The following is a 24,280-nucleotide window of genomic DNA, read 5'->3' on the forward strand; positions in this document are numbered from 1 at the left end:
CCTCCTCGCTTGTTCTCCGAAGATGGGAAACGGTATCGCGAAGTCAGGGCTAGCGGCGCGCAGCGTCTCCGTTGAGGTGGCGGAGGGGCAGTGGCGGGTCAGTGAAGCAGCAGAAGTACCTGAAGTTCACCGACAAGGCCGCCGATGACGGCGCCGACGGCGATGAGCTTCCACTCGTCCTGCCGGAACGCCGGGCGCAGCAACTGCTCGAATTCCAGCGGGTTGAGCTGCCGCATTCTGTCCACAATGGTGTTCCGGACGTCGAGCGCGTTGACGGCGTAACCCTCGGCGTGCCGGATCGTCTCCGGGATCCGAGCCGCCGCCTTCGCCGCCGCCGTCTGCTTCATCTCCTGGAACTTCCGGCTCCCGACGGCCATCGCGACGAACGGCTTCACGACGCTGGCCTGCGCGTCGATGGTCCGCTGCACCTCGCGGGTGATCATCGTGAACAGCTTGTCCGACTTCGGCCCGCTCAACACGGCTTCGAGCAGGTTCGGGATGGTGATGATCTCGCGCGCGATCATGTCGCCGTAGTCCGCGGCCACCTGGTCCTTGCGTTTCTGGAACACGCCTTGCCAGGTGTAGAAGCCGAAGAACCGTTTCGGCTCGCGCGGCAGGAAGATCATCTTCAGCGCGATCCAGTCGGTGAACCAGCCGATGCCGATACCGAACAGCGGCAGCACGACCGGCGACTTCGTCAGTGCCCACACGAGCAGTTGCACGCAGCCGAGGGAGAAGCCGAACACGATCCCCGACCGCGCGATGAACCGCATCTCCGGCCGCGAGATGTCGCGGATCAGCCGGTTCAGCAAGGCCTTGTCGCGCACCAGGTTCGTCACGACCATGTGTTTGAGGTCGAGGACGTCCTCGATGTTCTCCGCGATCTCGCCCATGATCTTCGTGATCGCGCGTGGCGCCTCGGCCTGCACGCGTTTGAGGAGCATCTGCTGCGCGGTGTTCGGCAGCACTTCCCACAGCCGCGGCTGGTACTGCTCCATCACCTCGCGCGTGACGTCCTCGACGACCCGCAGCAGCGGCTGCTCGATCTCCTTCGCCACCTGCGCCGGGTCGAGCCTGGCGAAGATCTCCTTCGGGTCGACGAGGTTGTTCGTCAGCATCTCGGTGGCGGTGGCCGCCATCCGCTCGGCGTTCGCCGGCAGCACACCCTGCCAGCCGAGGAACGGTTTGACGCCGACGAATTCCACCGGCTTGAACATCATCTCGATGGCGACGCGTTTGGTGACGTAGCCGATCAGCGCCGCGATGAACGGCATGCTGACGTACACCGGCCAGTGCTCGCCGAGATCGGCGATGACGGCGTCCACTTGAAGCCCCTCCCGCGTCTTGCTAGAGGGAACCTAGTCGCCTGTCCTCAATGGAGGAGTAGCAGGACCTGAAGTTCACCCACGAGCCCGCCGATCACCGCGCCGACCGCGATCAGCTTCCATTCGTCCTGCTGGAAGGCGGGTCGCAGGATCCCTTCGAACTCGAGCGGGGTCAGTTGCTGCATCTTCACGACGATCGTGTTGCGGACGTCGAGCGCGTCAGTGGCGTAGCTCTCCACGTGTTTCACCGTTTCGGGGAGATACGCGATCGCCTTCTCCGCCGCGGCCACCTTCATATCCTGATACTGCTTGCCGCCGACGGTCAGTGCCACCAACGGTTTCGCGATACTCGCCTGCGCGTCGATGGTCCGCCGGACCTCACGGCTGATCATCGAGAACAGCTTGTCCGACTTCGGGCCGGTGAGCACGGCCTCCATCACGTTCCGCACGGTGAGGACCTCGTCCGCGATCAACGCGCCGTAGTCGCGGGAGGCTCACGCGGGTAGAAGATCATCTTCAGGGCCAGCCAGTCCGTGACGAACCCCGTGACGAAACCGAAGATCGGCATGATCAGCGGCTGCTTCGTCAGCGCCCACGCGACGAACTGGACCAGGCCGATGATGAAGCCGAACCAGATCCCGGACCGGGCGATGAAGCGGAGTTCCGGGGTCGCGACCTCCTTGATCAGGCGGCAGGTCAGCGATTTGTCCCGGACCATCGCGTTGATCAGCATCTCGTTGACGTCGAGGACCTCGTCGATGTTCGTCGACACCTCGCGCATCAGCCGCGCGACGACCTTCGGTGCTTGCGCCCGCACCTGGTCGACCAGCATCCGCTGCGCCCGCGTCGGGAGCAGTTCCCACAGTCTGGGCTGGTACTGCTCCATCACCTCGCGGGTGACGTCCTCGACGGCCTTGAGGAGCGGCTCTTCCAGTTCCTTGACGACCTCGTCGGGATCGAGCCGGGAGAAGATCTCCTGCGGATCGACGAGGTTCTTGGTTAGCAGGTCGACGGCGGTGGTCGCCATCCGGCGAGAGTTGGCCGGGATGACTCCCTGCCAGCCGAGGAAGGGTTTGATCCCGACGAACTCCAGCGGACGGAACATCATCTCGATGGCGACACGTTTCGTGATGTAGCCGATGAGCGCGGCGATGAAGGGCATCGTGGCGTAGACGTGCCAGTGCTCCCTGATGTCGTCCAGGATCGCCGAGATGTCCAACCGGGCCTCCCCTGCTTACGGCCTGTCAACGATGCAGGATGCCATGTGATCGACCGGTCGTACGCCGAGTGCAGCCGTTTGGCGGTACTACCTGACGGGCCCAAGCTCATTAAGGTGTCCGCCATGGTCGCTCCTGAGAAGACGGCGCCTCAGGCGCCCTCAGCGAAATCGCCCCAGTTCGCGGGCGCCGTCCGCGGATACGACAAGCGTCAGGTCGACGAGCGGCTCGCCGAACTGTCGACCGAACTCAAGCAGACCTCGCGCAACCGCGACGAGGCCGTGGCGACCGCCGGTGAACTCACCAAGGCGCTCGGCCACGCCCAGAAGGAACTCGACGAGACCAAGGCCGCCCTCGTGCGGATGAGCGCGAGCCCGTCCGGCGCCGGCGCGATGGCCGAACGCGTCCGCATGATGATGCAGCTCGCCGAGGAGGAGATCGCCGACCTCAAAGCGGCCGCGGAAGCCGACGCCAAGTCGACCCGCACCGAAGCGGACAGGTACGCCCACGAGACGCAGCGCGCGAGCGACAAGGCGGCCAAGGACGCGCAGGCCGAACGCGAGAAACTGCTCGCGGACGCCAAGGCCGAGATCGAGCGGCTGAACTCCGAGGCGGCGCAGAAGCGCAAGGAACTGGACATGGAGAGCGTCCGGACTCGCGCTGCCGCGGACAAGAAGGCCGAGGAGGCTTCGGCGGCTCGTCGTGCGGAGGCGGAGAAGGCCTCTGCGGACAAGATCGCGGAAGCCGACCGAGTCTCGGCGAACAAGCGCTCCGAAGCCGAGCGGCTTTCGGCGGAGAAGATCGCCAAGTCGGAGAAGTCTTCGGCGGAGGACATCGCCGCGAAGCAGGAGCAGGTCGCGGAGGCTCTCGCCGACGCGAAGACCCAGCAGACCGAGGCTCAGCAGGCCCGGAAGCTCGCGCTGGAACTCCGGTCGAAGGTCGCCGAACGGCTTTCCGCCACGGACGTCGCCGTCCAGGAGGCCATCAAGCTGCTGGCTCCCGCCCCCGAGGCCACTGCCGCGTCCAAGGCGGCTGAAGCACCCAACAAGACGGCTCCTACCAAGACCAACGGCCCACGTCCTTCCTGATCTCTCAACGCTGGACGACGGCGAACAGTTCGTCGTCGATCCAGCCTCTGGTGCGGCGGAGGTTGTGACGGTGATCCTGGCCACAGAGCGCTTGTCGGTCTGCGAATTCGCCCGCCGGATGACCGCCGACGGACTGGTGGTCGGCACGTCCGGCAACGTCTCCGCGAGACAGGGCGAGCTGGTCGCGGTGACCCCGACCGGGGTCGACTACGCCGGGCTGCGGCCGGAAGACGTGCCCGTGGTCGACCTCGAGGGCGAGATCGTCGACGGTTCGCTCAAACCGACCAGCGAACTCCCGATGCATCTCACCGTCTACCGGGAGGCGGCGGATCCGGACGGCAAGGCGGTCTCCGCCGTGGTGCACACGCATTCCGTGCACGCCACGGCCGTCTCCACCCTCGTCGCCGAGGTGCCGCCGATCCACTACATGCTCGCCGCGATCGGCCCGACGGCCCGCGTCGCGTCCTACGCGACGTACGGCACCGAGGAACTCGCCAAAGCCATGCTGGAGGCGCTGGAAGGCCGCCGGGGCTGCCTGTTGGCCAACCACGGCACGATCACCTTCGGCGACAGTCTCGCCTCCGCGTACAGCCGGGCGCAGCAGCTCGAATGGGTCTGCCAGGTCTGGCTGACGGCGCGGGCGGCGGGAATGCCGAACCTGCTCCCGCCCGCCGAGATCGAGCACGTCGTGGAGAAACTCCGCGGCTACGGACAGCTTTAGGAGGCCGCAGGCTCCGCTTCGAGATCCACCGCGTGCACCGCGTCGAGGAGTTCGACGACGTTGGGGTCGTCGACGGCTTCCTTGATGCACTGCCACAGCTGAAGATTCGCCAGGGCCCACCGTGAGTAGGTCTCAGCGGCCTTGGGGTTGTAGAAGTAATAGCCGCTGTCGTGGACATCGCGTTGCTCGCCGACGATCTTGTGTGCCAGCTCGCGGAGACTCAGCCCGTTCTCCCGCAGATAGCGGTGGGCGAGCACGACGGGCGTCACCGGCAGCGCCTTGAACAGCGTGTCGGCGTCGCTCAACGCCTGGGCCTCCAGCGAGATGTGCCGGCCGCGGGTGGCCATCTCGGCCTCGTCGATGATCTCGTCGATCCACCGGGCCACGGTTTCCCCGACCCCGCACTCCCGCAGGATGCCCAGCCGGAGGTCTCGTCCGGCGGCCGCGGGGGAGTTCCGGAGCACGATGTAGTTCACGTCGTGCACCAGCGCCGCCACCTCCACGACGGTGCGATCCGCACCGTTGTGCTCGGCGAACCCGGCGGCCTTGGCCCGGACAAAACTCACGTGGTGCCAGCCGTGGAACTGTAGTTTGTCCGCATAGCGCCAGCACAGTTGCCGGACGCGATGCTCGACGGCGTCGATGGCCTGGGCAGGAATCGTATTCTTTCGCGCGCGCATACACCTCTCCGATCCCGTTTACAGACGGGCGGAGTAATGGTATGCGCCTTCGGCGGCGGTGTGTAGTTAGATGCGGCCGGCCAGGTCCCCCAATCGGACCTCCACCGGAACGTGACGATGCCCGATTCCGGTCTTCGGGTCATAGGAAAGACTGAACTCGCTTACCGGGCGTGATTTCACCAAAAACGTCATAGTCCCTTCGGTGGCTTCGGGAATCCGATGGAACTCGTCCGCGTACATGACGCCTACCGACCCGGCCTGACACAGCGCGCTACGTCGTAACCGAACCGATGTGATCAATCCGGAGAGCTGGTCGCGCAGGGTCGAATAACGCTCGTGGACGTAGTGGCCACGGAGGATCGTGGTGCAGAAGTGATATCTGTGGTTGTGCACGGAATCGGCGTAGCCCTCACGCCAGTCCTCCGGTGCCTTGTACTCGTGGAGCCAGATGGAAAAGGGATCCGTCGGGGAGTCGAGCAGGCACCAGGCGAAATGGGTGGTCGTCTCGCGGGATCGGCCGAGTACCGCGCTCGCCTCGTCCGGGCTCAGCGAATCCAGGTGCTGCCGGAGGTCCGTGCGCAGATCGGGTCTCGACGTCCAGTCCCGGAAGATCTCGTCGACGACTTGCCAATGCTGCGCCAGCGGCAGGTCCGTCGTGCGGAGCAGCGCGGACAACTGGGTGAGGGGGGACAAGCGAGTGAGCAACTTCAGCTCCTCAGTTCTAGTACTTTGCGACGCCGAGAGGTCAGGGGTTCAACTCGGCGAGTGTGGTGAACTCCTTCCGGAAGGTGTGGAACTTCCCTTCCAGTTCGAGGAAGTTCTCTTCGGATAGGGGAGAGCCGGTGATCTTTTCGTACAGGGAGAGGAAATCCGCTCTCGTCGTCGTGGTGGAGATGCGGAAGTGCCGTCCGGAACGGGATTGGGACACGCGCAGGAACTCGGAGCGTTCCTTGTTGTACAGGAAGGAACCTTCGCTGAACCGCAGCGTCCGCGGATACAGCGTGGTCGCGCCGCGGATGTCGCTGTACAAGGTCACCCACACGCTCTCGTCGAACACCTCGAGCCGGTCCAGTGGCGGGTCGGCGACGACGGTGATGTCCACCAGTGAGCACCGGCTGCGGGCCAGGAACAGCCCGACCAGGCCGATGCTGATCTCGTCGTTGAGCCGCGCTTGGATCGTCTCGTAGTCCATGCCCGCCTCTTCGCTGCGCAGGAGATAGCGCGCCCTGCCGCTGATGGCTCCCTCGTCGCGCGGGTCGGCGATGACCACGCGAAGCTCCCTTTCGGTGCGGGACAACAGCAATCGGGCCGCGGCGTGCCTGCCGGAGAACCCTCGGAAGAAGTAGTGCCGGGCCACGTCGAGGTCTTCGGTCATGACCCGGTTGAACAACGGATCCGGATCGGCGGTCGCCTCGAACACGTGGGTGGGAAAGAATTCCTTGTTGAGCGAACGGTATTCGGCGCTCAGCGCTTCCAGTGCGCGTCGGCTTTCCTCGATCACCGGGGTCACCAACGCGCGCTGTGACGCGGCGGCGGTGATCAGGGTCTGGCCGAAGCCGACCACCGCGGAGATCAGGGTGCCGGTGCCCACTGAAGTGAGCAGGGTTTTACCGGCGCCGGGATCCATCATGCTGGAGATCCACAGGCTGAGGCCCGCGACGACGACCAGTACGGTGAGCAACAAGCTCGTCCTGGTCCAGAAGATCTCTTGCAGTGGGGTACGGCGGAGCCGGTCGGCGTCCGCGGGCACGGGGGTCACCTCCTTGATCCGCACCCGAACGGACGAACGCATTGCGTATCTGTTCGAGTGCGGGGAGTTACTCTACGCGCCTCGTGACAATGCCGAAATAAGAAATTCGGGGGAAAGATACCAACAGCGAACGTAACGCACGGCTATACCTTATTCGCGGCCGAGGTTTCGCCGAAACGCGGAAAAACCGCTCACGGAGCGTGTGGAAGGATCCCTTCGTACCAAGCGGGGCCGGGCTTCGCGGACGACAGTGTTTCGACAACGGCCGAAGACGGCGCGGTGTACACCGTGGGGAAGTCGATCTCGCCTCTGGTGGGGTCAAGTGTCCACGCGAGTCGCTCATCTTCCAGTGAACTCTCTCGTATGAAAGGAAAGTGGGCGTCCGCGCCATTTTTGTTACCCCTCGGGTCGAGCCGGATCCATCGGTCCAAACCGGCGAGATACACGCCGTTGAGCCCGTGCAGGACGCCGATCCGCTGATAGCAGAACCCGGCCGGGATACCTTGACTGCGAAGCAAAGCGGCCAGCAGGTGGGCCTTCGCGTAGCAGAGGCCGACCCGCTCGCGCAGAACCTCGGAGGCCATAAGAGTGACCCGGGAATCGGCGGCATCCACCGTATGGGCGATCTCGTCGCGCACGAAGTGAAACATCGAACGAATCACGTCGACTTCGGTGCCGCCGGTCGGTGACAGCGCGTCAGCCGTTTCGCGGATCAGTGGATGATCGTGATCGATGACCGCGTCGGCGACCAGATAATCGTCGAGCCGCTCGGATTCGATCTTCAAGGTGATTTTCACGAGGCTCCGTTCAGTACGGTGTCGACGGCTTCTTCGAGGAATTTCGGACCGGAGTCGCCGCCGCGCAGGAGTAGCCGGAACCAGATCGCCCCCGCGAGCAGATCCATCACCACGACCGGGTCGACGCTGGATCGTAGTTCGCCCCTTGTGGCGGCACGGTCGAAGATCGGCTCTTCGCGTGCCAAACGGTCGGCGAAGAAACTCCGCGACACCTCACCGAGTTCCGGGCGGCGAGGGCCCGCCGTCAACGTCTCCGTGACGACCGGCGCGGTGTGTTCCGAGGTCAGCAACCGGTGGATCTGCGTCGCCACGGCGAGAAGGTCGCCGCGGAGGCTGCCGGTGTCCGGGACGTCGAGCGCGAACAGTCCTGACTCGCGCAGCGCCGCGGCCAAGAGCGCGTCCTTGGACGGCCACCACCGGTACAGCGTCGTCTTGTTGACTCCGGACCGGGCGGCGACGGCCTCGATGGCGAGCTTCTCGTAGCCGTGTTCGGCCAGCAGTTCGAGGGTGGCGGCGAAGATCGCCTCGGCCTTGCGCGGACCGTTCTGCGTGCTCACAGAGCGACAATACAACGCACCGTTGCGTTGCGCATCGAACGCCAGTACTTTGCAACGCAACGGTGCGTTGCATTCAGGAGGTATTCCATGGTCCCCATCGTCTTCGTCCACGGCATCCGGCTCAGCGGTGCCGCCTGGGCCGAGCAGCTCGAACACTTAGGCGCTTCCGCGCGAGCAGTCGATCTGCCCGGCCACGGCACCCGCCGAGGCGAGCGGTTCACCCTGACCGGCGCGGTGGACGCGGTTGTCGAAGGCATCGAGGAGCCCGCGCTGGTCGTCGGGCATTCGCTGGGCGGATACGTCGCGATCGCCGCGGCCGCGAGGCATCCGGATCGTGTCGCCGGCCTCGTCGTCGCGGATTCGACCTTTCTGCCAGGGCGGACGCTGGAGACGCCGTTCCGCGTCGCGCACGGCTTGCTCATGCGGCTGCCGGAGCGGGGTGAGCGGCTGAGCCGATGGCAGTTCCGGAGCGTCCTGTCGCCGAAGCTCGCCGAGGCGGTGATCAGCGGTGGCATCGCGACCGAAGTGATCCCGGACGTGGCCAAGGCCTTCGCCGACCTCGACGTGCTGGCGGAACTCGCCACCTACCCCGGCCCGACCTGGCTGATCAACGGTGCACGCGACCACTTCCGCCGCCACGAGCGCCGGTTCCTCGCCGCGTGCGCGGACGGGCGGCTCATCACCGTGCCGGAGGCCGGGCACTACCTGCCGATGGTGCGAGGCGAGGAGTTCTCCCGGCTGGTGCTCGACGCGGCCCGCTGCCTGCCGACTAAATCAGATGCGACCGGCGGAGCCCCTCGCTAAGATGATCACCATGTGTTCCGTCATCCACACCTGGCAGGCCTTTCGCCTCCGGTCGACGCGCTGACCCTGGTGCCGGCCCTCGCCGACGCCAAGGTCCACGTCCACCGTTCGCCAAGGGATGACAAGGATCTTCATCATGCGCGCAGATTCGCGCCCCATTTTCGTCTTCGTTCACGGCGGTTCCAGTAACGCGCGGGCCTGGGGCCCGTTGCAGAACGAACTGGCTCTGCTCGGGTACCGCTCGCACGCCGTCGACCTGCCAGGTCACGGCGACCACGCGGACAGCCCGGCCGCCTACTACCGGCAACCCCAGGACCTCGCGGCACTGGCGGCCGCTCCCTCCCCGCTGCGCGGAATCACGTTGCAGGACAACGTGAAGCACGTGGTGGACACCCTGCGACGGCTCGCCGAAACAGGGCAGGCCGTCCTGGTCGGCAACAGTCTCGGAGGGCTGACGATCAGTGCCGTCGCCAACGCCGCGCCGGAACTGCTCGACCGCGTCGTCTACCTCTCCGCGCTCTGCCTCAGCGACCCGGCCATGCTCACCGAGCCGTGGGACGTGGTCGACGACAACCTGCTGGACGCCCTGGCGGCGCGGATCACCGTGCCGGACGCGGACGAACCCGGTGTGGTCCGGCTGAACTGGCGTAGCGCCCACGGCGACCCGGCGTTGTTCGCCGAGTTGAAGGCAGCCATCATGGCCGACTCCACCGACCATCAGTTCCGGCTGTTGCTGGACTCCCTGGATCCGGACGAGAGCTACGCGGTGCTCGAACCGGGGGCGCTGGTCCAGGCCGACGGATGGGGGCGGGTCCCGCACACCTACGTCCGGCTCACCTCGGATCTCAGCATCACCCCGGCCGTCCAGGACTACATGATCCGCAAGGCCGACGAGCTGACTCCGCACAACCCGTTCGAGGTGCACACCCTGGCCTCGTCGCACGTCGGCTACTTCAGCAGGCCACAGGTCTTCGCCGAGCTGCTGACCGGTCTCGTCTGAGCCAGTGCCCTCGCCGCCGGTTTCGGCGGCGGGGGTGCTCAGGGTCGCAGCCTGTCGATCTCCGCGGTCAGCTCGGAACGGAGCGAGTCGTGCTGAGGTCCCAGCGAAGAGGCCCAGTTTTCCACCGGGTAGAGCCAGACCGGCCGTCCGACCTTGTCGGCCGGTTCCCAGTCGTACCGCGGCCAGACATGCGCGTGCAGGAACGGATCCGTGTTGCCGAGGATCTCCAGGTTCACCCGGCGGAAGCCGGAATCCCTTTGCGCGCAGACGTTTTCGACGGCTTCGCCGAGCAACTCCATTTCCGCCAGGAACTCCAGCCGCCGCGTCTTCGGCAGGTCGGTCAGCCTGCCGACGTTGGGGGTATCGGTCAGCAGGACGCAGTAACCCGGCAGGAACTGGGTGTCGCCGATCACCGCGAATCCCGCGCCCAGTCGTCGAAGCACAGTCGGGTTCTCGCCGCGCAGCGCCGACCCGACCCGATCCCGTTGCCAGTCATCGGTCATGAGTCAAGCTAACCGACCGGCATGAGTGAGCCTTCGGCGTTGGTCGTGAACTGGGTCGCCAGCCGGACCGGCCCGGGGTGTGGAGCCAGGACGATCGACGCGAACGGGGTCGAGGTCACGCCGGTCGCGTAGTTGGTCTGGAGATGCACGCTGACATGCACGTTCCGGTCGGCGGGTATCTCGAACGTGACCGAGCCCCACGAGACCACGTACTGCCTGCCGTCGATGCTCGCGAAAGGCGCGTAGTGGCGCACCGCGTTGACACTGAAGGGAGGTATGTCGACGACGAGCAGCCGGCGCGGACCGTCGTGGTTGTCGACGTAGGGGATCACGCCAGGCTGCGTGGCCAGGTCGGTCATTCTCGGTGCTCCATCAGAATTGGTAGTACAGGAACGGGCTGAACGTCCCCGTGGCGATCAGGATGGCCGCGTACACCAGCCCCACGGTCATCACGCCGATCCGCAGCGCCGTCGCCGGGCGGCTCCGTGAGGACTCCAGCAGCGGCCCGGTCACCGGATGCGCGGGCAGGAAGATGATCGCCAGCGCGCACAGCAGGATGATGAGCCGCTGGTTGGTCACCGCGCTCTCGACGACGTCGGTGAGGCCGGTGAAGTCCGGCAGCACCATGTGCCCGATCATGCCGAGCGCGTGCGGCAGGTCCTTGGCGCGGAAGAACACCCAGCCGAAGACCACGAGCACGAGGGTCAGCGCACGGCGGCCGATGCGGGCGGCCTGGGTCTTCGGGGTGACGTCGTAGCCGAAAGCGCGTTCCACGATCAGCAGCGCGCCGTGATAGATGCCCCAGATCAGGAACGTCCACTGCGCGCCGTGCCAGAACCCGGTCAGCACGAACACGATGCACAGGTTCCGGTACGTGTGCCCGGCGCCGGTGCGGTTGCCGCCCAGCGGGATGTAGACGTAGTCGCGGAACCAGCGTGACAGCGACATGTGCCAGCGTCGCCAGAACTCGGTGATGGTCACCGACGAGTACGGTCGCGCGAAGTTCTCCGGGAGCCGGAAGCCGAGCATGCGGCCGAGCCCGATCGCCATGTCGGAGTATCCGGAGAAGTCGAAGAACAGCTGAAGGGTGTAGCCGATCGCGCCGAGCCAGGCGATCGCGAAGGTCATCTGGTCAGGTGGAGTGTTGAAGCACGCGTCCACCATCGGGCTGAGCGAGTCCGCGATGATCGTCTTCTTGCACAGTCCGAGCGCGAAGCGCGGGAAACCGGCGGCGATGTCGTCGAGGCGGTGCGAGCGCTGCTGCGGCAGCTGGTCGGCGATCTCGCGGTAGCGCACGATCGGCCCGGCCACCAGCTGCGGGAACATCGCGATGTACGCGGCGAACGACACCGGATTGCGTAGCGCGCGGCGTTCACCGCGGTAGATGTCCACCACGTACGAGATGTGGTGGAACGTGTAGAACGAGATGCCGATCGGGATGACCAGGTCGGCCACCGGGAAGCCGCCGCCGAACCAGTGTGTCACGGCCGCGATCTGCTGGGTCGCGAAACCCGCGTACTTCCAGATCAGCAGCATGCCGACGTTGAGGCCGATGACCCCGAGCAGCAGCCGCTTGCGCCGCTTGTTTTGCAGGTCCCACGCGTTCGGCTCCAGCGCGGGCCCGGCCAGGAAGTTGACCACCATGCAGCCGATCAGCACCAGCGTGTACGGCCCGGCGCCGGTGGCGTAGAAGATCAGGCTGCCCGCGGCGACGATGCCGTTCCGCCAGCTGCGCGGGCACACCAGCACGGCGAGCAGTACCGCCGGCATGAAGTACCACAGGAACAGCGGCGAAATGAACGACATCGGTGCGGGGTCCCCCAGAGCGGTTACGCGTTATCCGCTGGTGACCTTAGCCTGAGGCCCCCGCCCGATGTCGATGAACTACGTGTGACGAAGTGCGGGGTCAGACACGTCCCTTGAGACGACGACGGCGCGCCACCTCGGCCAGCAGCACCCCGGCCGCGACCGACGCGTTGAGCGACTCGACACCGGCCGCCATCGGGATCGACACGGTCGCGTCGCAGGTCTCCTTGACCAGCCGGGAGAGCCCGCGGCCTTCCGAGCCGAGCACGATGACCAGCGGGTCCGCCGCGAGGTTCAGTTCGTCGATGTCCACCGAGCCGTCCGCGTCGAGGCCGACGACCATCAGGCCGTCTTCCTTCCACGCCTTCAGCTGGCGGGTGAGGTTGGTCGCGACGGCGATCGGCAGCTTGGCGGCGGTGCCGGCGGAGGTCCGCCACGCGACCGCGGTCATCCCCGCGCTGCGCCGTTCCGGCAGCAGGACACCGTGCGCGCCGAACGCGGCGGCCGAACGGATCACGGCGCCGAGGTTGCGCGGGTCGGTGACGCCGTCGAGCGCGACGAACAGCGGCGTGTTGCCCGAGTCCTTCGCCGCGGCCATCAGATCGCCGGGGTGCGCGTACTCGAACGGCGGGACCTGCAGGCCGAGGCCCTGGTGCATGGCCCGGTTGGTCTTGCGGTCGAGTTCCTCGCGCGGGATCTCCAGAATCGAGATGCCCTTGTCGCCGGCGAGCCGGACGGCCTCGTTGACGCGGTCGTCGATCTCGATGTTGATCGCGACGTACAGCGCGGTGGCCGGCACGTCGGCGCGCAACGCCTCGACCACCGGGTTGCGGCCGGCGATCAGTTCCGGCTTGTCGGCCTTCTTCTGGCGCGCCTGTTCCTTGCGGTCACGCGCGTTCGACATGCGGTACGCCTTGTGCCCGGGCCGGTCCTCGGCCTTGGGGGTCGGGCCCTTGCCTTCCAGGCCCTTCCGGCGCTGGCCGCCCGAACCGACGACCTGACCCTTCTTCGTGCCGGGCTTGCGAATAGCGCCCTGGCGCCGGGAGTTGCCTGCCATCAGTGAGAATCCTTGAGCTAGAAAAGCGAGTAAGTGTCAGACGTCCTTGACGGTCCACTGTGGACCGTTCGGGGTGTCTTCCACCACGATGCCCGCCTGCTGGAGGCGGTCACGCGCGGCGTCCGCACGGGCGAAGTCCTTCTCGGCGCGGGCCTGCTGCCGTTCGGTGAGCAGCCCTTCCACGAGATCGGACAGTGCCTGCCGGGTGGGCGTTTCGTTGCCGCCCGCCTCGGACCAGCGCGCGGAGAGCGGGTCGAGGCCGAGCACGTCGGTCATCGCGCGCACGGAGGCGGCGAATTCGAGTGCCTTGGAATTGTCGGCTGCGTCGAGGGCCGCGTTACCGTCGCGGACCGTGTTGTGCAGCACTGCGAACGCCTGGGGGGTGGCCAGGTCGTCGTCGAGCGCGGCGGCGAAGTCCTTCGGGACCTCGCCGAGGTGGACATCACCGGCGATGCCCGCGGTACGCCGGAGGAACTGCTCGATCCGCCGGTAGCCCTGAGCGGCTTCGGCGACGGCTCCGTCGGAGTACTCGACCGTCGACCGGTAGTGCGGCTGGACCAGGTAGTACCGCAGTTCGGGGGCCCGGTAGTTCTTGAGCATCGCCGGGATCGACACCGTGTTGCCCAGCGATTTGGCCATCTTCTCGCCCGCCATGGTCACCCAGGCGTTGTGCAGCCAGAACCGCGCGAACGGGTCGCCCGCCGCGTTGGACTGGGCGCGTTCGTTCTCGTGGTGCGGGAAGACCAGGTCGATGCCGCCGCCGTGGATGTCGAACTCGGGGCCGAAGTAAGTCGTCGCCATCGCCGAGCACTCGAGGTGCCAGCCGGGGCGGCCTTCACCCCACGGCGTCGGCCACGACGGCTCACCCGGCTTCGCGCTCTTCCACAGGGTGAAGTCGCGCGGGTCGCGTTTGCCCTCGGCGAGGGTCTCGCCCTGCTGGACCTCGTCGAGCTTCTGCCCGGACAGGTCGCCATAGCCGTCGAACGCCTTGACCGAGAAGTACACGTCGCCGCCCGAGGCGTACGCGTGCCCTCCGTCGATCAGCCGCTGCATCAACTCGACCATCTGCGTGACGTGCCCTGTCGCCCGTGGGGAGATCGAAGCGGGCAGGCAGCCCAGCGACTCGTACGCCGATTCGAAGGCGCGCTCGTGTGTGGCCGCCCACTCCCACCAGGGACGACCGGCTTCGGCGGCCTTGGTGAGGATCTTGTCGTCGATGTCGGTGACGTTGCGGACCATCAGCACGTCGAGTCCACTGTGGACGAGCCAGCGGCGCAGGACGTCGTAGTTCAGCGCGCCGCGGATGTGGCCGATATGGGGGATGCCCTGCACGGTGGCACCACACACGTACATGGACGCCGTTCCGCTACGGGCGGGGTGGAATTCCCGCACGCTTCGGGTCGCGGTGTCATAGAGGTGTAGTGCCACCCTAAAAGGGTACGGGGTCCGCGTGAGCGGCGTCGCAGTGACCGTATTACAGCACGTTATGGGTCCGCAGGGCACCGAGCAGGGCGTCGGGCCGCTCGGTCGTCGGCAGCGGCTCTACCAGCGCGAACGCGCAGCCGACCGCGCGTGCGGCACCGTCGGCCTCCTCGCTGTCGCCGACCATGAGCGTCTCCGCCGGGTCGACGCCGAGCCGCTCGATGGCCGTCCGGAAGATCTCCGGCTCCGGCTTCACCGCTCCGACCTCGAAGGACAGGATGAACTCGTCGACGAAGGCGTCCCAGCCGCGACGGCTGAAGGCTGGCCGGATGTCGAAGGCGATGTTGCTCAGCACCCCGACCTTGACGCCCTTGCCGGCGACGCCCTTGAGGACGGCCTCGGTGTCCGGGTACGGCGTCCACTGGGTGGGATCGATCAGCCGGGTGTAGAGCGCGACGGCCTGATCGGCGTGCGGGACCCCGGACTGCTTGAGGACCTCGAGGTACACCTTGCGGTGCAGCACCGGGTCGCGGTCGCGGTTGTGCCAGGCGTACAGGTGCTCCTCGTCGAGGTCGACGACCTGGCCGACGGGCGCGGTCATCCGGCGCATCAGTTCGGTCTGGGCCTCGAGGTCGAGGTTCTCCCCCTCGTGATCGGTGAGGTCGGCGAGCCAGGTCTCGTCCTGCTCGAGCCGGAAGACCGTGCCGGAGAAGTCGAACAACACAGCGCGATAGGTCACGAACCCCACATTAGCCACGATCGTGGGGCTTTGGCCTCTCCCCGCGTGTGAGATGAACGGACCGTTCATAACAGATTTTGTTATGAACGGTCCGTTCATAACACGTCAGGCGGCGTTGCCGGTGATCTTGGTGGGCGTGATCCGGACCAGTACGCGGACGACCTCCGCCGGCTCGGCCGGATAGTCCTTGTCGAGGTACTTGTGCGAGAGCTCGTTGATCAGCTCGCGCCCGCCCTCGTCGGTCATCTCCACGGTCCCGCGGATCTCGACGTAGTTGTACGGATTCTCCTGATCGAACACCGACACGGACACCCGCGGGTCCCTGGCCATGTTCCGCTCCTTGAGACGGCCGCGGACGGTCGCGAAGATCACCGTGTCGCCGTCCCGCTTCGCCCACAGCACGGACGTCTGCGCGGAGCCGTCGGCGTTGATGGTGGCGAGGACGGGGAAGTTGTTGCCGTCGAGGAGTTTCTTGGTCTCATCGTTGAAGGTCACACCCATGACGAGAGCCTAATCAGCGAACGTTCCCGGCGATCCTGTCCACCCGCAGCCGGACGATCACCCGCTCGGCTTCCGGGCCTTCCGGCGGCGGGTCCTGGCCGAGGTACTTGTGGCTCAGCCGCTTCGGCAAGGTCTTCTCGGGGTCCGGAGTGATCGTGACCGTGCCGCGCAGTTGCGTGTGCCGGTACGGGTTCTCCGCGTCGGTGATCGACACGCTCGCGCGCGGGTCGCGGCGGAGGTTTCGCACCTTCAGCCTGTCTTCGGTGGCACTGAAGATCAGATCGCCGTCGTCGAGGCCCACCCAGATGACCGAGGTCTGCGGGCCGCCGTCGGCGTCCAGCGTGGCCACGGTCGCGAAGTTCTTGCCGTCCACCAGTTCTCGGACCGGTTCGGGAAGTGTGACTGCCATGACAGGGGAGAACCGGTCCCCGGCGCGTCCTATTCCTGCGAGGGCAGGAGCAACGCCGTCGCGAACGCCGCGATGCCTTCGCCGCGTCCGGTCAGGCCGAGCCCGTCGGTCGTCGTCCCGGAGACGCTCACCGGCCCGCCGACAGCCTCGCTCAGCACCTTCTGCGCCTCTTCGCGGCGCTTCCCGACTCGCGGCGCGTTGCCCACGATCTGCACGGTCGCGTTCCCGACGGTCCAGCCGCCCGCCTCGACCAGCCGCCGCGCCTCGGCGAGGAACTCGACGCCGTGCTTGCCCGCCCACCGAGGATCCCCGGTGCCGAACACCGCCCCGAGATCACCGAGCCCGGCCGCGGACAGCAGGGCGTCGCACAACGCGTGCGCCGCGACATCGCCGTCGGAATGCCCCGCGCAGCCGTCGACGCCGGGCCAGAGGAGACCGGCGATCCAGCATTCGCGGCCCTCCTCGATGGGGTGGACGTCGACGCCGTTCCCGATCCTCACAGGGTTTCCTCTTTCCCGGCCACCGCGATCGCCTCGGCCAGTTTCAGTTCGAACGAATTCGTGACCCGCATCGCATCGGGGTGCCCGGCAACGGTGTGCGCGCCGTCGAGGGACCGTTTATCGACATACGAGAGAAAAGTCTCACGAGTGAAGCCGAGCGGGGTTTGCGCCGTACGCAGGTCTGCGCGGTCTTCGGTGCCCGTGATGACCTTCGCCGCGTCGGTCACTTTCACCGTGTCCGCCATCGGGAGTACGGGAACCACGAAAGGCGATCCCGCACGGACCGCGTCCGCGACGGTACGGATCGTGTCCGCGGGAGTGAAGGCACGCAAAGCGTCGTGCACGAGGAAGACGGGATTTCCGGTGATCTCTTCTTCGACGGTGTCGAAAACATCTTTGAGCGAAGAGCCGGGTACTATCCGGCAACGCTCCGGGAAGTCGCGCAGAGCGGCCGAAAACGACAGCGCACACCGCTCGGGGGCCGCCACGACCACCAGATCGAGATCCGGCAGAGCGAGCAGCCCCCGCACAGTGTGCGTGAGTAGAGCTTCACCATTGACCGGCGCGAGAGCGAGCTCCGCGTCGGAGGCATGGTGTGGAACGGCAGTGACGAACACGATCGTGCTCATGGGGACGGTGCTCATATGCGCACGATCGTAGAGGTATCCCGCGCAGCCTCACCTGGCGTGGGACACTCGCCGGTTCAGACTGCCGCGGTTTCCAGAACTTCGTCGAGGAGGACTTCAGCCTTGTCCTCGTCGGTTCCCTCCGCGAGCGCCAGCTCGCTGACCAGAATTTGCCGCGCCTTCGCCAGCATGCGCTTCTCGCCGGCTGAAAGTCCGCGGTCCTTCTCTCGTCGCCAGAGGTCGCGCACCACTTCGGCCACCTTGTTCACATCGCCGGAGGCGAGCTTCTCGAGGTTGGCCTTGTACCGACGAGACCAGTTAGTGGGCTCTTCGGTGTGCGGAGCACGCAGAACGTCGAAAACCTTGTCCAGTCCTTCTTGCCCGACGACATCACGAACACCGACGATCTCGGCGTTGTCAGCGGGCACGCGAACCGTAAGATCCCCTTGCGCGACTTTGAGGACGAGGTACTTCTTCTCCTCGCCCTTGATCACGCGGGTCTCGATGGCTTCGATGAGTGCGGCACCGTGGTGCGGGTAGACGACGGTCTCTCCGACCTTGAAAACCATGTGTCCTCTGCCCCTTTCGCTGAATTCATCTTAGCACGTGCCGACGAGGCCCACCTAGCGGCCCGCGATCGTCGTCGCAGGTCAGCGGCCTGACGGTGGTCCGCCCGGGGGTTGACAAACTCAATTCGCCCATGCTCATGCAGGTGAGAAGCGAACGTTTTCCAATTCCTTTGTGGACGGTTGATCTTGGGCACGTCACCGCATTGGTGGCGTGTCAACACGCACCGGGTTCTTCGGCCGCGAAGCCGCCCGGCTAGTCTTCGCGGTGAAGAGGCCGTGAGATGGAAGGACTCCGACGTGAGGCTGCAGAATCGTCGCGTGTTGGGCGCAGGTGTGCTGGCGCTCGGCGCCGCGCTCGTGCTGGCCGGCTGCAGTGCTGGTCAGATCACCCAGACCGACTCGCAGCAGCCCGCGGTCAACGGGACGTACGCGCAGGCGAAGGACCTGGTGCTGCGGAACGCCGCGCTCCAGTTCCCGGAAGAGGGCCAGGCGTACCCGGCCGGTGCCGCCGTGCCGCTGACGCTGACCATCGTGAACCAGGGCAAGCAGGACGACGAGCTCGTCTCGGTCTCCTCCGAAGCCGCCACGGGCGACGCCAAGATCACCGGGGCCAAGGCCATCGTCGCGACCCACGCGCTCGTGATCGGTCCCTCCGACGCGGTCGAGTCGACCAAGGAGGTCGCTCCGACGAGCGCCTCCTCCGCGCCGTCCTCGTCCGGAGCCCCGTCGTCTTCGGGTGCCCCGTCGAGCAGCCAGTCCGGCGCCCCGTCGTCAAGCGTCGCCGGGACGGTCACGCCGTCCGCCGGTCCGGAGCAGCCCGCCGAGGTGGGCAAGGCCACCGTCGTGTTGCAGGGCTTGAAGCAGCCGGTGTGGGCGGGCCAGACGATCAAGGTCACCTTCGTCTTCAAGAACTCCGGTTCGATCACGCTGGACCTGCCGGTCGCGGCGCCGTCGCACCCGGGCAGCCGGGCGCCCGCTCCGGAGAAGGAAGCCAAGGGCGGCGGCCACTAAACCTCAGAAGTACATGAAGGCCCCCTTCCTTGCGCCTAGGTACAGGAAGGGGGCCTTCATGTATCTGCGTCGTTGCCGGGGATTGTCGGTGGTGGCCGCTAGCCTCGCGGGGTGGTCAAGAAAGGCAGCACCTACCGCTGCGGTGAATGCGGGTACGAGGCGCCGAAGTGGGTCGGGCGCTGCCCCGAATGTCAGGCATGGGGAACGCTCGAGGAACGCGGCGACGCCCGCCCCGCGATAGCCAGGGTCGCCGCCGGCGCGCCCAGTGCCCCGGCGCGGCCGATCGGCGAGGTCGACGTCGAGACGGCGCGTGCGAAGCCCACCGGCGTCTCCGAACTGGACCGTGTCCTCGGCGGCGGGTTCGTGCCGGGCGCGGTCATCCTGCTCGCCGGTGAGCCCGGCGTAGGCAAGTCGACCCTCCTGCTGGAGGTCACCTACCAGTGGGCGGCCACCGCCGGCCGCGCGCTGTACGTCACCGGCGAGGAATCGGCCGGGCAGGTGCGCCTGCGCGCCGAGCGCACCGGCAACGTCCACGACGAGATGTTCCTCGCGGCCGAAAGCGATCTGGCCGCGATCCTCGGCCACGTCGACGCGGTCAAGCCGGGGGTGCTGATCGTCGACTCGATCCAGACCATGGCCTCACCTCAGGTGGAGGGCTCGCCGGGAGGGGTCACCCAGGTCCGCGCGGTCACTTCCGGGCTGGTCGCGCTGGCCAAGGAACGCGGGCTGCCGATCGTGCTGGTCGGCCACGTCACGAAGGACGGCTCGGTCGCCGGGCCACGCGTGCTGGAGCACCTGGTCGACGTCGTCCTGCAATTCGAGGGTGACAAGCATTCGACGCTGCGGATGCTGCGCGGCATCAAGAACCGCTTCGGCGCCGCGGACGAGATCGGCTGCTTCGAACTGGTCGAGGAGGGCATCGTCGGCGTCCCCGACCCCTCGGGCCTGTTCCTGAGCCACACCGCCGAGCCGGTCGCGGGCACCGCGGTCACGGTGACCATGGAGGGCAAACGCCCGCTGCTGGGCGAGGTGCAGGCGCTGGTCTCGGCGACCCAGTCGCCGCAGCCCCGGCGTGCGGTGAGCGGGCTCGATTCGGCGCGCGTCGCGATGGTGCTGGCCGTGGTCGAGAAGCGGGCGAACATCAAGGTCGGCGACAAGGACGTCTACGTGGCGACGGTCGGCGGCATGAAGATCACCGAGCCCGGTATCGACCTCGCGGTGGTGCTGGCGCTGATGTCGTCGGCGAGGGACACCCCGCTCTCGCCCAAGCTCGTCGCGATGGGCGAGGTCGGCCTTTCGGGCGAGGTCCGGCGGGTGCCGGGCATCGGGCGGCGGCTCGCGGAGGCCGCACGGCTCGGCTTCACCTACGCGCTGGTGCCGCCGGACTCCGGCAAGATCCCGCCGGGTATCCGGGTGCTGGAGGTCGCGGACGTCGCGAGCGCGCTCAACGCAGCCAAACACGCCCGCTAGGGACCCGCCCGGTCGGTGATCTGCGTCGTCACCGTCGTGTCGTGGATCGACAACCCGGGAAAGCCGGGGTCGGACCGGGTCCGTTCGGCGCTGTAGCCCGCGAGGTGCGCCGTCGCCAGGTCCACGACGAACGTCCTGACCTGGTCGGTCTCCCGGGCGGTGAACGAGATGGCCGGACGCTTGTCGGGAGTGGTCGCGTTCGTCTCGAGCGTGATACCCGGCGCCTTCGCGAGCGCCTTGCACAGTGCCACCCGCAGGTCGCTGTAGCCGTGCGACGAACGCATGACGCTGAGGGCCATGTCGTACATCTCGGGTGCCGTGTTCACCTTGCCGTCCTTGCGCAGCCGTTCGAGCAGCTTCGCCGGGTCGGTGGGCAGCCCTTCGAGGAATTCCTTGCTCGGAAGTAACCAGTTGCTTCGCGGTGGTTCGTCCCGCTCGGTCGAGACGGGCGCGTTCGGCGGTGAACTCGTCGTGGTCGGACCGGCAGCCGGTCCACCCGTCGGCATCTGCCCCGAGCCTTCCCAGCCGGAGGTGACCGTCGCGCCGGGGATCGCCTCGCCATTCACCCTCGCCGTCTCGTAGTCGCCCTTGAGCCAGCGGATCTCACCGGTCCTGGTGACCCGCGTCATATGCTTGAAGGCCCAGTCCGACGGCAGCCACCGCTCGGTGGTCTCGTGCGTCTGGTAGATCACCCCGCTCTTCTTGCCGATCCGCGTCTTCCAGGTCGACTCGGTGGAGAGCCAGTACTGCTGACCGGTCAGGGGGAGATCGGAGCCGCGCAGGTCTTTCAGGGGGCCCATGTCCGGGACGACGGTCGAGTGGGCCGCGGGGTCCTGGCCGTCTTCGCCGACGAAGACGTTCGTCGCCACGATGGCCCCGCCGGACACCAGCGCCGCGGCGGCCGCGGCCGCGATCCACCGCCACGAGCCCGGCCGTTTCCGTGCCGGGGGCGCGGCCTTGGGGAGGGCTTCGTCCTCGACCTCGCCGGCGGCGCGCAGCAGCGCCGCCTTGGCGCGGGACAGTTCGTCCTGCCGGACTTCCGGCCCGGAATGGAGGTCGGCCAGCGCCTGGTCGAGTTCGGCGTCGGACCACACCTTCCTGATGCTACCGCCCGGCACTTTCACCCTCTCCTTCGCGACTTGATTCGTCCTTTGTGGACTTCGAGTTGGTCTCCGACGCGTTGGCGCGCAACCATCTTCGGATCCGATGCAGCCGGGATCTGACGGTGCCGGCGGGAATGCCCAGCGCCTCGGCGACCTCGCCGGGATCCAGACCGGCCCAGGAGACCAGCAGCAGGGTGTCGCGGTCCGCCACGCTCAGTTCGGCCAGTGCTCCGGCCAGCTGGGCCGCGCGGGACTGCGCGTCGACCCGCTCGGCGACGCGGCCGTCGTGCCCGGCCGAGACCATCGGGTTGGCGGCCGCGAGCCGGGCGGTCGCGTTGAGTGCGCGGGTTTCGGTGCGGACGTGGTGCCGGAGCAGGTTGGTCGCGATGCCGTAGAGCCACGCCCGCGCGGTCCCGGCCTCCGGGCGGTACGTCTCCCGCCGCCGGAGCGCCACGAGGAACGTCTCGGCGACGAGGTCGTGCGCGGTCTCGGTGCCGACGCGGCGCGCGAGGTAGCGCTGCAACGGGGCCGCGTGGGCGTCGAAGAGCGCGCCGAAGACGGGCGCGGGGTCGGGGCCACCGAGATCCGGCCGGTCCTGCCCCCGCGAGCCCGCCTGCTCGTGATCGTTTTTCGTCACCTGCACGCTCACTCTTGCCCGATGGCCTCCCGGGCGTTCATCCGACCCTACTTTCGTCGTGGGCCGATCAGGGAAGACGCAGGTGGAGATCGAGACAAACGTGGTCGAACGGGCAATTCTGTTCACTATTCACCATTGAAACGTGAAGCTGGGGAAGGATTACCATGCGTCGACTCAGGACCGCGGTCGTGGCCGCGCTCGCGGTGTCCGCACTGATCACCGCGCCGGCGGTGGCCGTCGCTCAAGACGAGTACGTCGTACCCGCTCCCGACTTCGTGAAGTCGATGGCGCCGCCCGCCAAGGTCGAGGGCGTCAAGGCGGCCGCGGAGCTCAACATCCAGTACCAGATCCAGGAGACCGGCTACTGGTGTGGCCCGGCCGCCACCCGGATCGCCATCTCGGCCAAGAACGGCAACCCGCCGAGTCAGCAGCAGCTCGCGAACGAGCTCCCGACCAGCACCAACGGCACCGACTGGATCGGCCAGGTCACCCGCGTCCTCAACGCCCACGTCGGGGGCGGCTGGTACGAGACCAAGGAGATGCCGAACGACCCGCCGACCCAGGCGCAGCGCGACCTCCTGTGGCGCGACATCGTCCTCGACGTCGACAAGGGCTACGCGATCGTCGCGAACATCGTGGCCCCGGCGAACAACCACCCGCCGGGCTACCCGAACTACACGATCTACCACTACTTCACGATCATCGGCTACAACAGCGGCAACATGACGGTGAAGATCGCCGACCCGGCCAACTTCGGCGGCAACCAGATCTACTGGCTCACCTTCAACCAGCTCGCCACCCTGATCCCGCCGAAGGGCTACTCGGCCTGACCCTCCTCCCGCGTTTCGTCCTCTGGTTGCGGTAGTTCGCGCTACCAACTACCGCAACCAGAGGACGACTTGCGGTGAGTTGTACGAATCTTGTACGCGGGTGCTCGAAGGTGATCGACATGCGCATCAAGACGCTCGGTCTGCTGGCCGCCTCAATGCTGGCCCTTATCGCCGCGCCGGCTCAGGCCGCCGACGGCAACCCCCTTGAGAAGACCAACGGTTTCTACACGGACCCGAACTCCAACCCCGCCGTCTGGGTGAAGGACCACCCAGGCAGCACCGCCGACAAGATCAAGGCCGCCATCTCCACCAAGGCGGGCGCGCGCTGGTTCGGCAACTGGAGCGGTGACGTCAAGAAGGCCGTCGACGGCTACACCTACGCCGCCGACGTCGCCGACAAGCTGCCGATCCTGGTCGCCTACAACATCCCTGGCCGCGACTGCGGCGGCCACTCCGGTGGCGGCGCGGGCAGCCCGGAGGCGTACCGCACCTGGATCTCGAACTTCGCCGACGGCATCGGCGGCAAGCCCGCGGTCGTCATCATCGAGCCGGACGCGCTCGCGCAGCTCGACTGCCTTCCCGCCGGCGAACGCCAGACCCGCCTCGACCTGCTCAAGTTCGCCGGTCAGCAGTTCGCCACCAAGGCCCCGAACACCTGGGCCTACATGGACGGCGGCAACTCGACCTGGATCCCCGCCGCGACCATGGCCGACCGGCTCAACGCCGTCGGCGTGAAGTCGATCCGCGGTCTCGCGATCAACGTGTCGAACTACAAGACCACCACCGACTCGGCGAACTACGGCAAGGCCGTCAGCGCCGCGCTGTCGAGCAAGTACGGCTACACCAAGCCTTTCGTGATCGACACGAGCCGCAACGGCAACGGCCCCAAGGGAGCCGAGTGGTGCAACCCGGCCGGGCGCAAGCTCGGGACGCCCTCGCAGACCGGCGGCGGCGCCGAGATGCTGCTCTGGGTCAAGGTGCCCGGTGACTCCGACGGCAAGTGCGGGATCGCGCCGAACGTCGAAGCCGGTCAGTTCAGCCCCGATCTGGCCCTGCGCCTGATCAGCGGTACCTGACCCACCCGAAGCCCGTCGCGCCGGCTGTTCGTCTGTGACTTTCGTTCTCCCGAGAAGGCGAAGGCCACGCCCCCTTGGACAG

General features: G+C 67.1%; 27 protein-coding genes and 1 pseudogene. 8 read left to right on the plus strand and 20 right to left on the minus strand.

Annotation, left to right across the window (positions count from 1 at the left end; translation table 11 throughout):
• Positions 1-98: 98 nt before the first annotated feature.
• Both ACLARN_RS28410 and ACLARN_RS28415 read right to left on the minus strand, forming a co-directional pair.
• Complete coding sequence (locus tag ACLARN_RS28410) at positions 99-1,325, minus strand: DUF445 domain-containing protein (RefSeq protein WP_409494532.1); 1,227 nt, start codon at positions 1,323-1,325, stop codon at positions 99-101.
• Positions 1,326-1,372: 47 nt separating this feature from the next.
• Positions 1,373-2,544 (minus strand): annotated as a pseudogene (locus ACLARN_RS28415) (DUF445 family protein).
• Positions 2,545-2,667: 123 nt separating this feature from the next.
• On the opposite strand from ACLARN_RS28415, the gene ACLARN_RS28420 reads away from it, so the two are divergent.
• Both ACLARN_RS28420 and ACLARN_RS28425 read left to right on the plus strand, forming a co-directional pair.
• Positions 2,668-3,630 (plus strand): hypothetical protein, encoded by a 963-nt coding sequence (locus ACLARN_RS28420; protein ID WP_409494533.1) that lies wholly within the window; start codon positions 2,668-2,670, stop codon positions 3,628-3,630.
• 70 nt (positions 3,631-3,700) lie between these two features.
• The gene (locus tag ACLARN_RS28425) at positions 3,701-4,351 is read left to right on the plus strand and encodes a class II aldolase/adducin family protein (RefSeq protein WP_409494534.1); all 651 of its coding nucleotides are present in this window, start codon (positions 3,701-3,703) and stop codon (positions 4,349-4,351) included.
• Here ACLARN_RS28425 and ACLARN_RS28430 read toward each other — a convergent pair.
• From ACLARN_RS28430 to ACLARN_RS28450, 5 genes are all read right to left on the minus strand, one after another.
• Positions 4,348-5,031 (minus strand): HD domain-containing protein, encoded by a 684-nt coding sequence (locus tag ACLARN_RS28430; RefSeq protein ID WP_409494535.1) that lies wholly within the window; start codon positions 5,029-5,031, stop codon positions 4,348-4,350. The genes ACLARN_RS28425 and ACLARN_RS28430 overlap by 4 nt on opposite strands.
• A 66-nt stretch (positions 5,032-5,097) precedes the next feature.
• Positions 5,098-5,736, minus strand: a complete 639-nt coding sequence (locus ACLARN_RS28435) for a hypothetical protein (RefSeq protein WP_409494536.1) — start codon at positions 5,734-5,736, stop codon at positions 5,098-5,100.
• A 40-nt stretch (positions 5,737-5,776) separates the two neighbouring features.
• Positions 5,777-6,823, minus strand: a complete 1,047-nt coding sequence (locus ACLARN_RS28440; RefSeq protein ID WP_409494537.1) for a hypothetical protein — start codon at positions 6,821-6,823, stop codon at positions 5,777-5,779.
• Between the two features lie 149 nt (positions 6,824-6,972).
• On the minus strand, positions 6,973-7,578 hold the full coding sequence (locus ACLARN_RS28445; protein WP_409494538.1) for a transglutaminase-like domain-containing protein: 606 nt from the start codon (positions 7,576-7,578) through the stop codon (positions 6,973-6,975).
• On the minus strand, positions 7,575-8,135 hold the full coding sequence (locus ACLARN_RS28450) for a TetR/AcrR family transcriptional regulator (protein WP_409494539.1): 561 nt from the start codon (positions 8,133-8,135) through the stop codon (positions 7,575-7,577). The genes ACLARN_RS28445 and ACLARN_RS28450 overlap by 4 nt, the downstream gene beginning before the upstream one ends.
• 87 nt (positions 8,136-8,222) lie before the next feature.
• On the opposite strand from ACLARN_RS28450, the gene ACLARN_RS28455 reads away from it, so the two are divergent.
• On the plus strand, positions 8,223-8,939 hold the full coding sequence (locus tag ACLARN_RS28455; protein WP_409494540.1) for an alpha/beta fold hydrolase: 717 nt from the start codon (positions 8,223-8,225) through the stop codon (positions 8,937-8,939).
• 136 nt (positions 8,940-9,075) lie between these two features.
• Positions 9,076-9,939, plus strand: a complete 864-nt coding sequence (locus ACLARN_RS28460; protein WP_409494541.1) for an alpha/beta hydrolase — start codon at positions 9,076-9,078, stop codon at positions 9,937-9,939.
• Between the two features lie 38 nt (positions 9,940-9,977).
• On the opposite strand, the gene ACLARN_RS28465 is transcribed toward ACLARN_RS28460, so the two are convergent.
• The 11 genes from ACLARN_RS28465 to ACLARN_RS28515 all read right to left on the minus strand — a co-directional run bounded on the left by ACLARN_RS28465 (position 9,978) and on the right by ACLARN_RS28515 (position 18,071).
• On the minus strand, positions 9,978-10,442 hold the full coding sequence (locus ACLARN_RS28465; RefSeq protein ID WP_409494542.1) for an HIT family protein: 465 nt from the start codon (positions 10,440-10,442) through the stop codon (positions 9,978-9,980).
• A gap of 8 nt (positions 10,443-10,450) precedes the next feature.
• A complete protein-coding gene (locus ACLARN_RS28470; RefSeq protein WP_409494543.1) occupies positions 10,451-10,801 on the minus strand; it encodes a hypothetical protein in 351 nt (116 codons plus the stop codon).
• Positions 10,802-10,814: 13 nt separating this feature from the next.
• Positions 10,815-12,248 carry an MBOAT family O-acyltransferase gene (locus ACLARN_RS28475; RefSeq protein WP_409494544.1) on the minus strand — a complete coding sequence of 478 codons (1,434 nt, stop codon included), beginning with the start codon at positions 12,246-12,248 and terminating at the stop codon, positions 10,815-10,817.
• Between the two features lie 100 nt (positions 12,249-12,348).
• Complete coding sequence (gene rlmB / locus ACLARN_RS28480) at positions 12,349-13,305, minus strand: 23S rRNA (guanosine(2251)-2'-O)-methyltransferase RlmB (protein ID WP_409494545.1); 957 nt, start codon at positions 13,303-13,305, stop codon at positions 12,349-12,351.
• Positions 13,306-13,341: 36 nt separating this feature from the next.
• A complete protein-coding gene (gene cysS / locus ACLARN_RS28485) occupies positions 13,342-14,733 on the minus strand; it encodes a cysteine--tRNA ligase (RefSeq protein ID WP_409494546.1) in 1,392 nt (463 codons plus the stop codon).
• Positions 14,734-14,779: 46 nt separating this feature from the next.
• A complete protein-coding gene (locus tag ACLARN_RS28490; protein ID WP_409494547.1) occupies positions 14,780-15,466 on the minus strand; it encodes an HAD family hydrolase in 687 nt (228 codons plus the stop codon).
• Positions 15,467-15,571: 105 nt separating this feature from the next.
• Positions 15,572-15,967: a PPOX class F420-dependent oxidoreductase gene (locus ACLARN_RS28495; protein WP_409494548.1), complete on the minus strand. Its 396-nt coding sequence runs from the start codon at positions 15,965-15,967 to the stop codon at positions 15,572-15,574.
• Positions 15,968-15,980: 13 nt separating this feature from the next.
• Positions 15,981-16,376: a PPOX class F420-dependent oxidoreductase gene (locus ACLARN_RS28500; RefSeq protein WP_409494549.1), complete on the minus strand. Its 396-nt coding sequence runs from the start codon at positions 16,374-16,376 to the stop codon at positions 15,981-15,983.
• A 29-nt stretch (positions 16,377-16,405) separates the two neighbouring features.
• A complete protein-coding gene (gene ispF, locus ACLARN_RS28505) occupies positions 16,406-16,876 on the minus strand; it encodes a 2-C-methyl-D-erythritol 2,4-cyclodiphosphate synthase (RefSeq protein ID WP_409494550.1) in 471 nt (156 codons plus the stop codon).
• Positions 16,873-17,520 carry a 2-C-methyl-D-erythritol 4-phosphate cytidylyltransferase gene (locus ACLARN_RS28510; RefSeq protein WP_409494551.1) on the minus strand — a complete coding sequence of 216 codons (648 nt, stop codon included), beginning with the start codon at positions 17,518-17,520 and terminating at the stop codon, positions 16,873-16,875. Before ACLARN_RS28510 ends, ispF begins: the two co-directional genes overlap by 4 nt.
• A gap of 59 nt (positions 17,521-17,579) precedes the next feature.
• Positions 17,580-18,071, minus strand: a complete 492-nt coding sequence (locus ACLARN_RS28515) for a CarD family transcriptional regulator (protein WP_005165253.1) — start codon at positions 18,069-18,071, stop codon at positions 17,580-17,582.
• Between the two features lie 297 nt (positions 18,072-18,368).
• Between ACLARN_RS28515 and ACLARN_RS28520 the strand changes: the two genes are divergently transcribed.
• Complete coding sequence (locus ACLARN_RS28520; RefSeq protein ID WP_409494552.1) at positions 18,369-19,082, plus strand: hypothetical protein; 714 nt, start codon at positions 18,369-18,371, stop codon at positions 19,080-19,082.
• A gap of 111 nt (positions 19,083-19,193) precedes the next feature.
• Positions 19,194-20,552: a DNA repair protein RadA gene (radA, locus tag ACLARN_RS28525; protein WP_409494553.1), complete on the plus strand. Its 1,359-nt coding sequence runs from the start codon at positions 19,194-19,196 to the stop codon at positions 20,550-20,552.
• On the opposite strand, the gene ACLARN_RS28530 is transcribed toward radA, so the two are convergent.
• Positions 20,549-21,646, minus strand: a complete 1,098-nt coding sequence (locus ACLARN_RS28530) for a CU044_5270 family protein (protein WP_409494554.1) — start codon at positions 21,644-21,646, stop codon at positions 20,549-20,551. The two genes, radA and ACLARN_RS28530, sit on opposite strands and share 4 nt — an antisense overlap.
• A 10-nt stretch (positions 21,647-21,656) precedes the next feature.
• A complete protein-coding gene (locus tag ACLARN_RS28535) occupies positions 21,657-22,298 on the minus strand; it encodes an RNA polymerase sigma factor (protein WP_409494555.1) in 642 nt (213 codons plus the stop codon).
• A gap of 158 nt (positions 22,299-22,456) precedes the next feature.
• On the opposite strand from ACLARN_RS28535, the gene ACLARN_RS28540 reads away from it, so the two are divergent.
• Both ACLARN_RS28540 and ACLARN_RS28545 read left to right on the plus strand, forming a co-directional pair.
• Positions 22,457-23,122 carry a C39 family peptidase gene (locus ACLARN_RS28540; protein ID WP_409494556.1) on the plus strand — a complete coding sequence of 222 codons (666 nt, stop codon included), beginning with the start codon at positions 22,457-22,459 and terminating at the stop codon, positions 23,120-23,122.
• Between the two features lie 119 nt (positions 23,123-23,241).
• A complete protein-coding gene (locus ACLARN_RS28545) occupies positions 23,242-24,198 on the plus strand; it encodes a glycoside hydrolase family 6 protein (protein WP_409494557.1) in 957 nt (318 codons plus the stop codon).
• The last annotated feature ends 82 nt before the right edge of the window (positions 24,199-24,280 follow it).

This window comes from Amycolatopsis sp. cmx-11-12, from assembly GCF_046269425.1.
Classification (GTDB): domain Bacteria; phylum Actinomycetota; class Actinomycetes; order Mycobacteriales; family Pseudonocardiaceae; genus Amycolatopsis.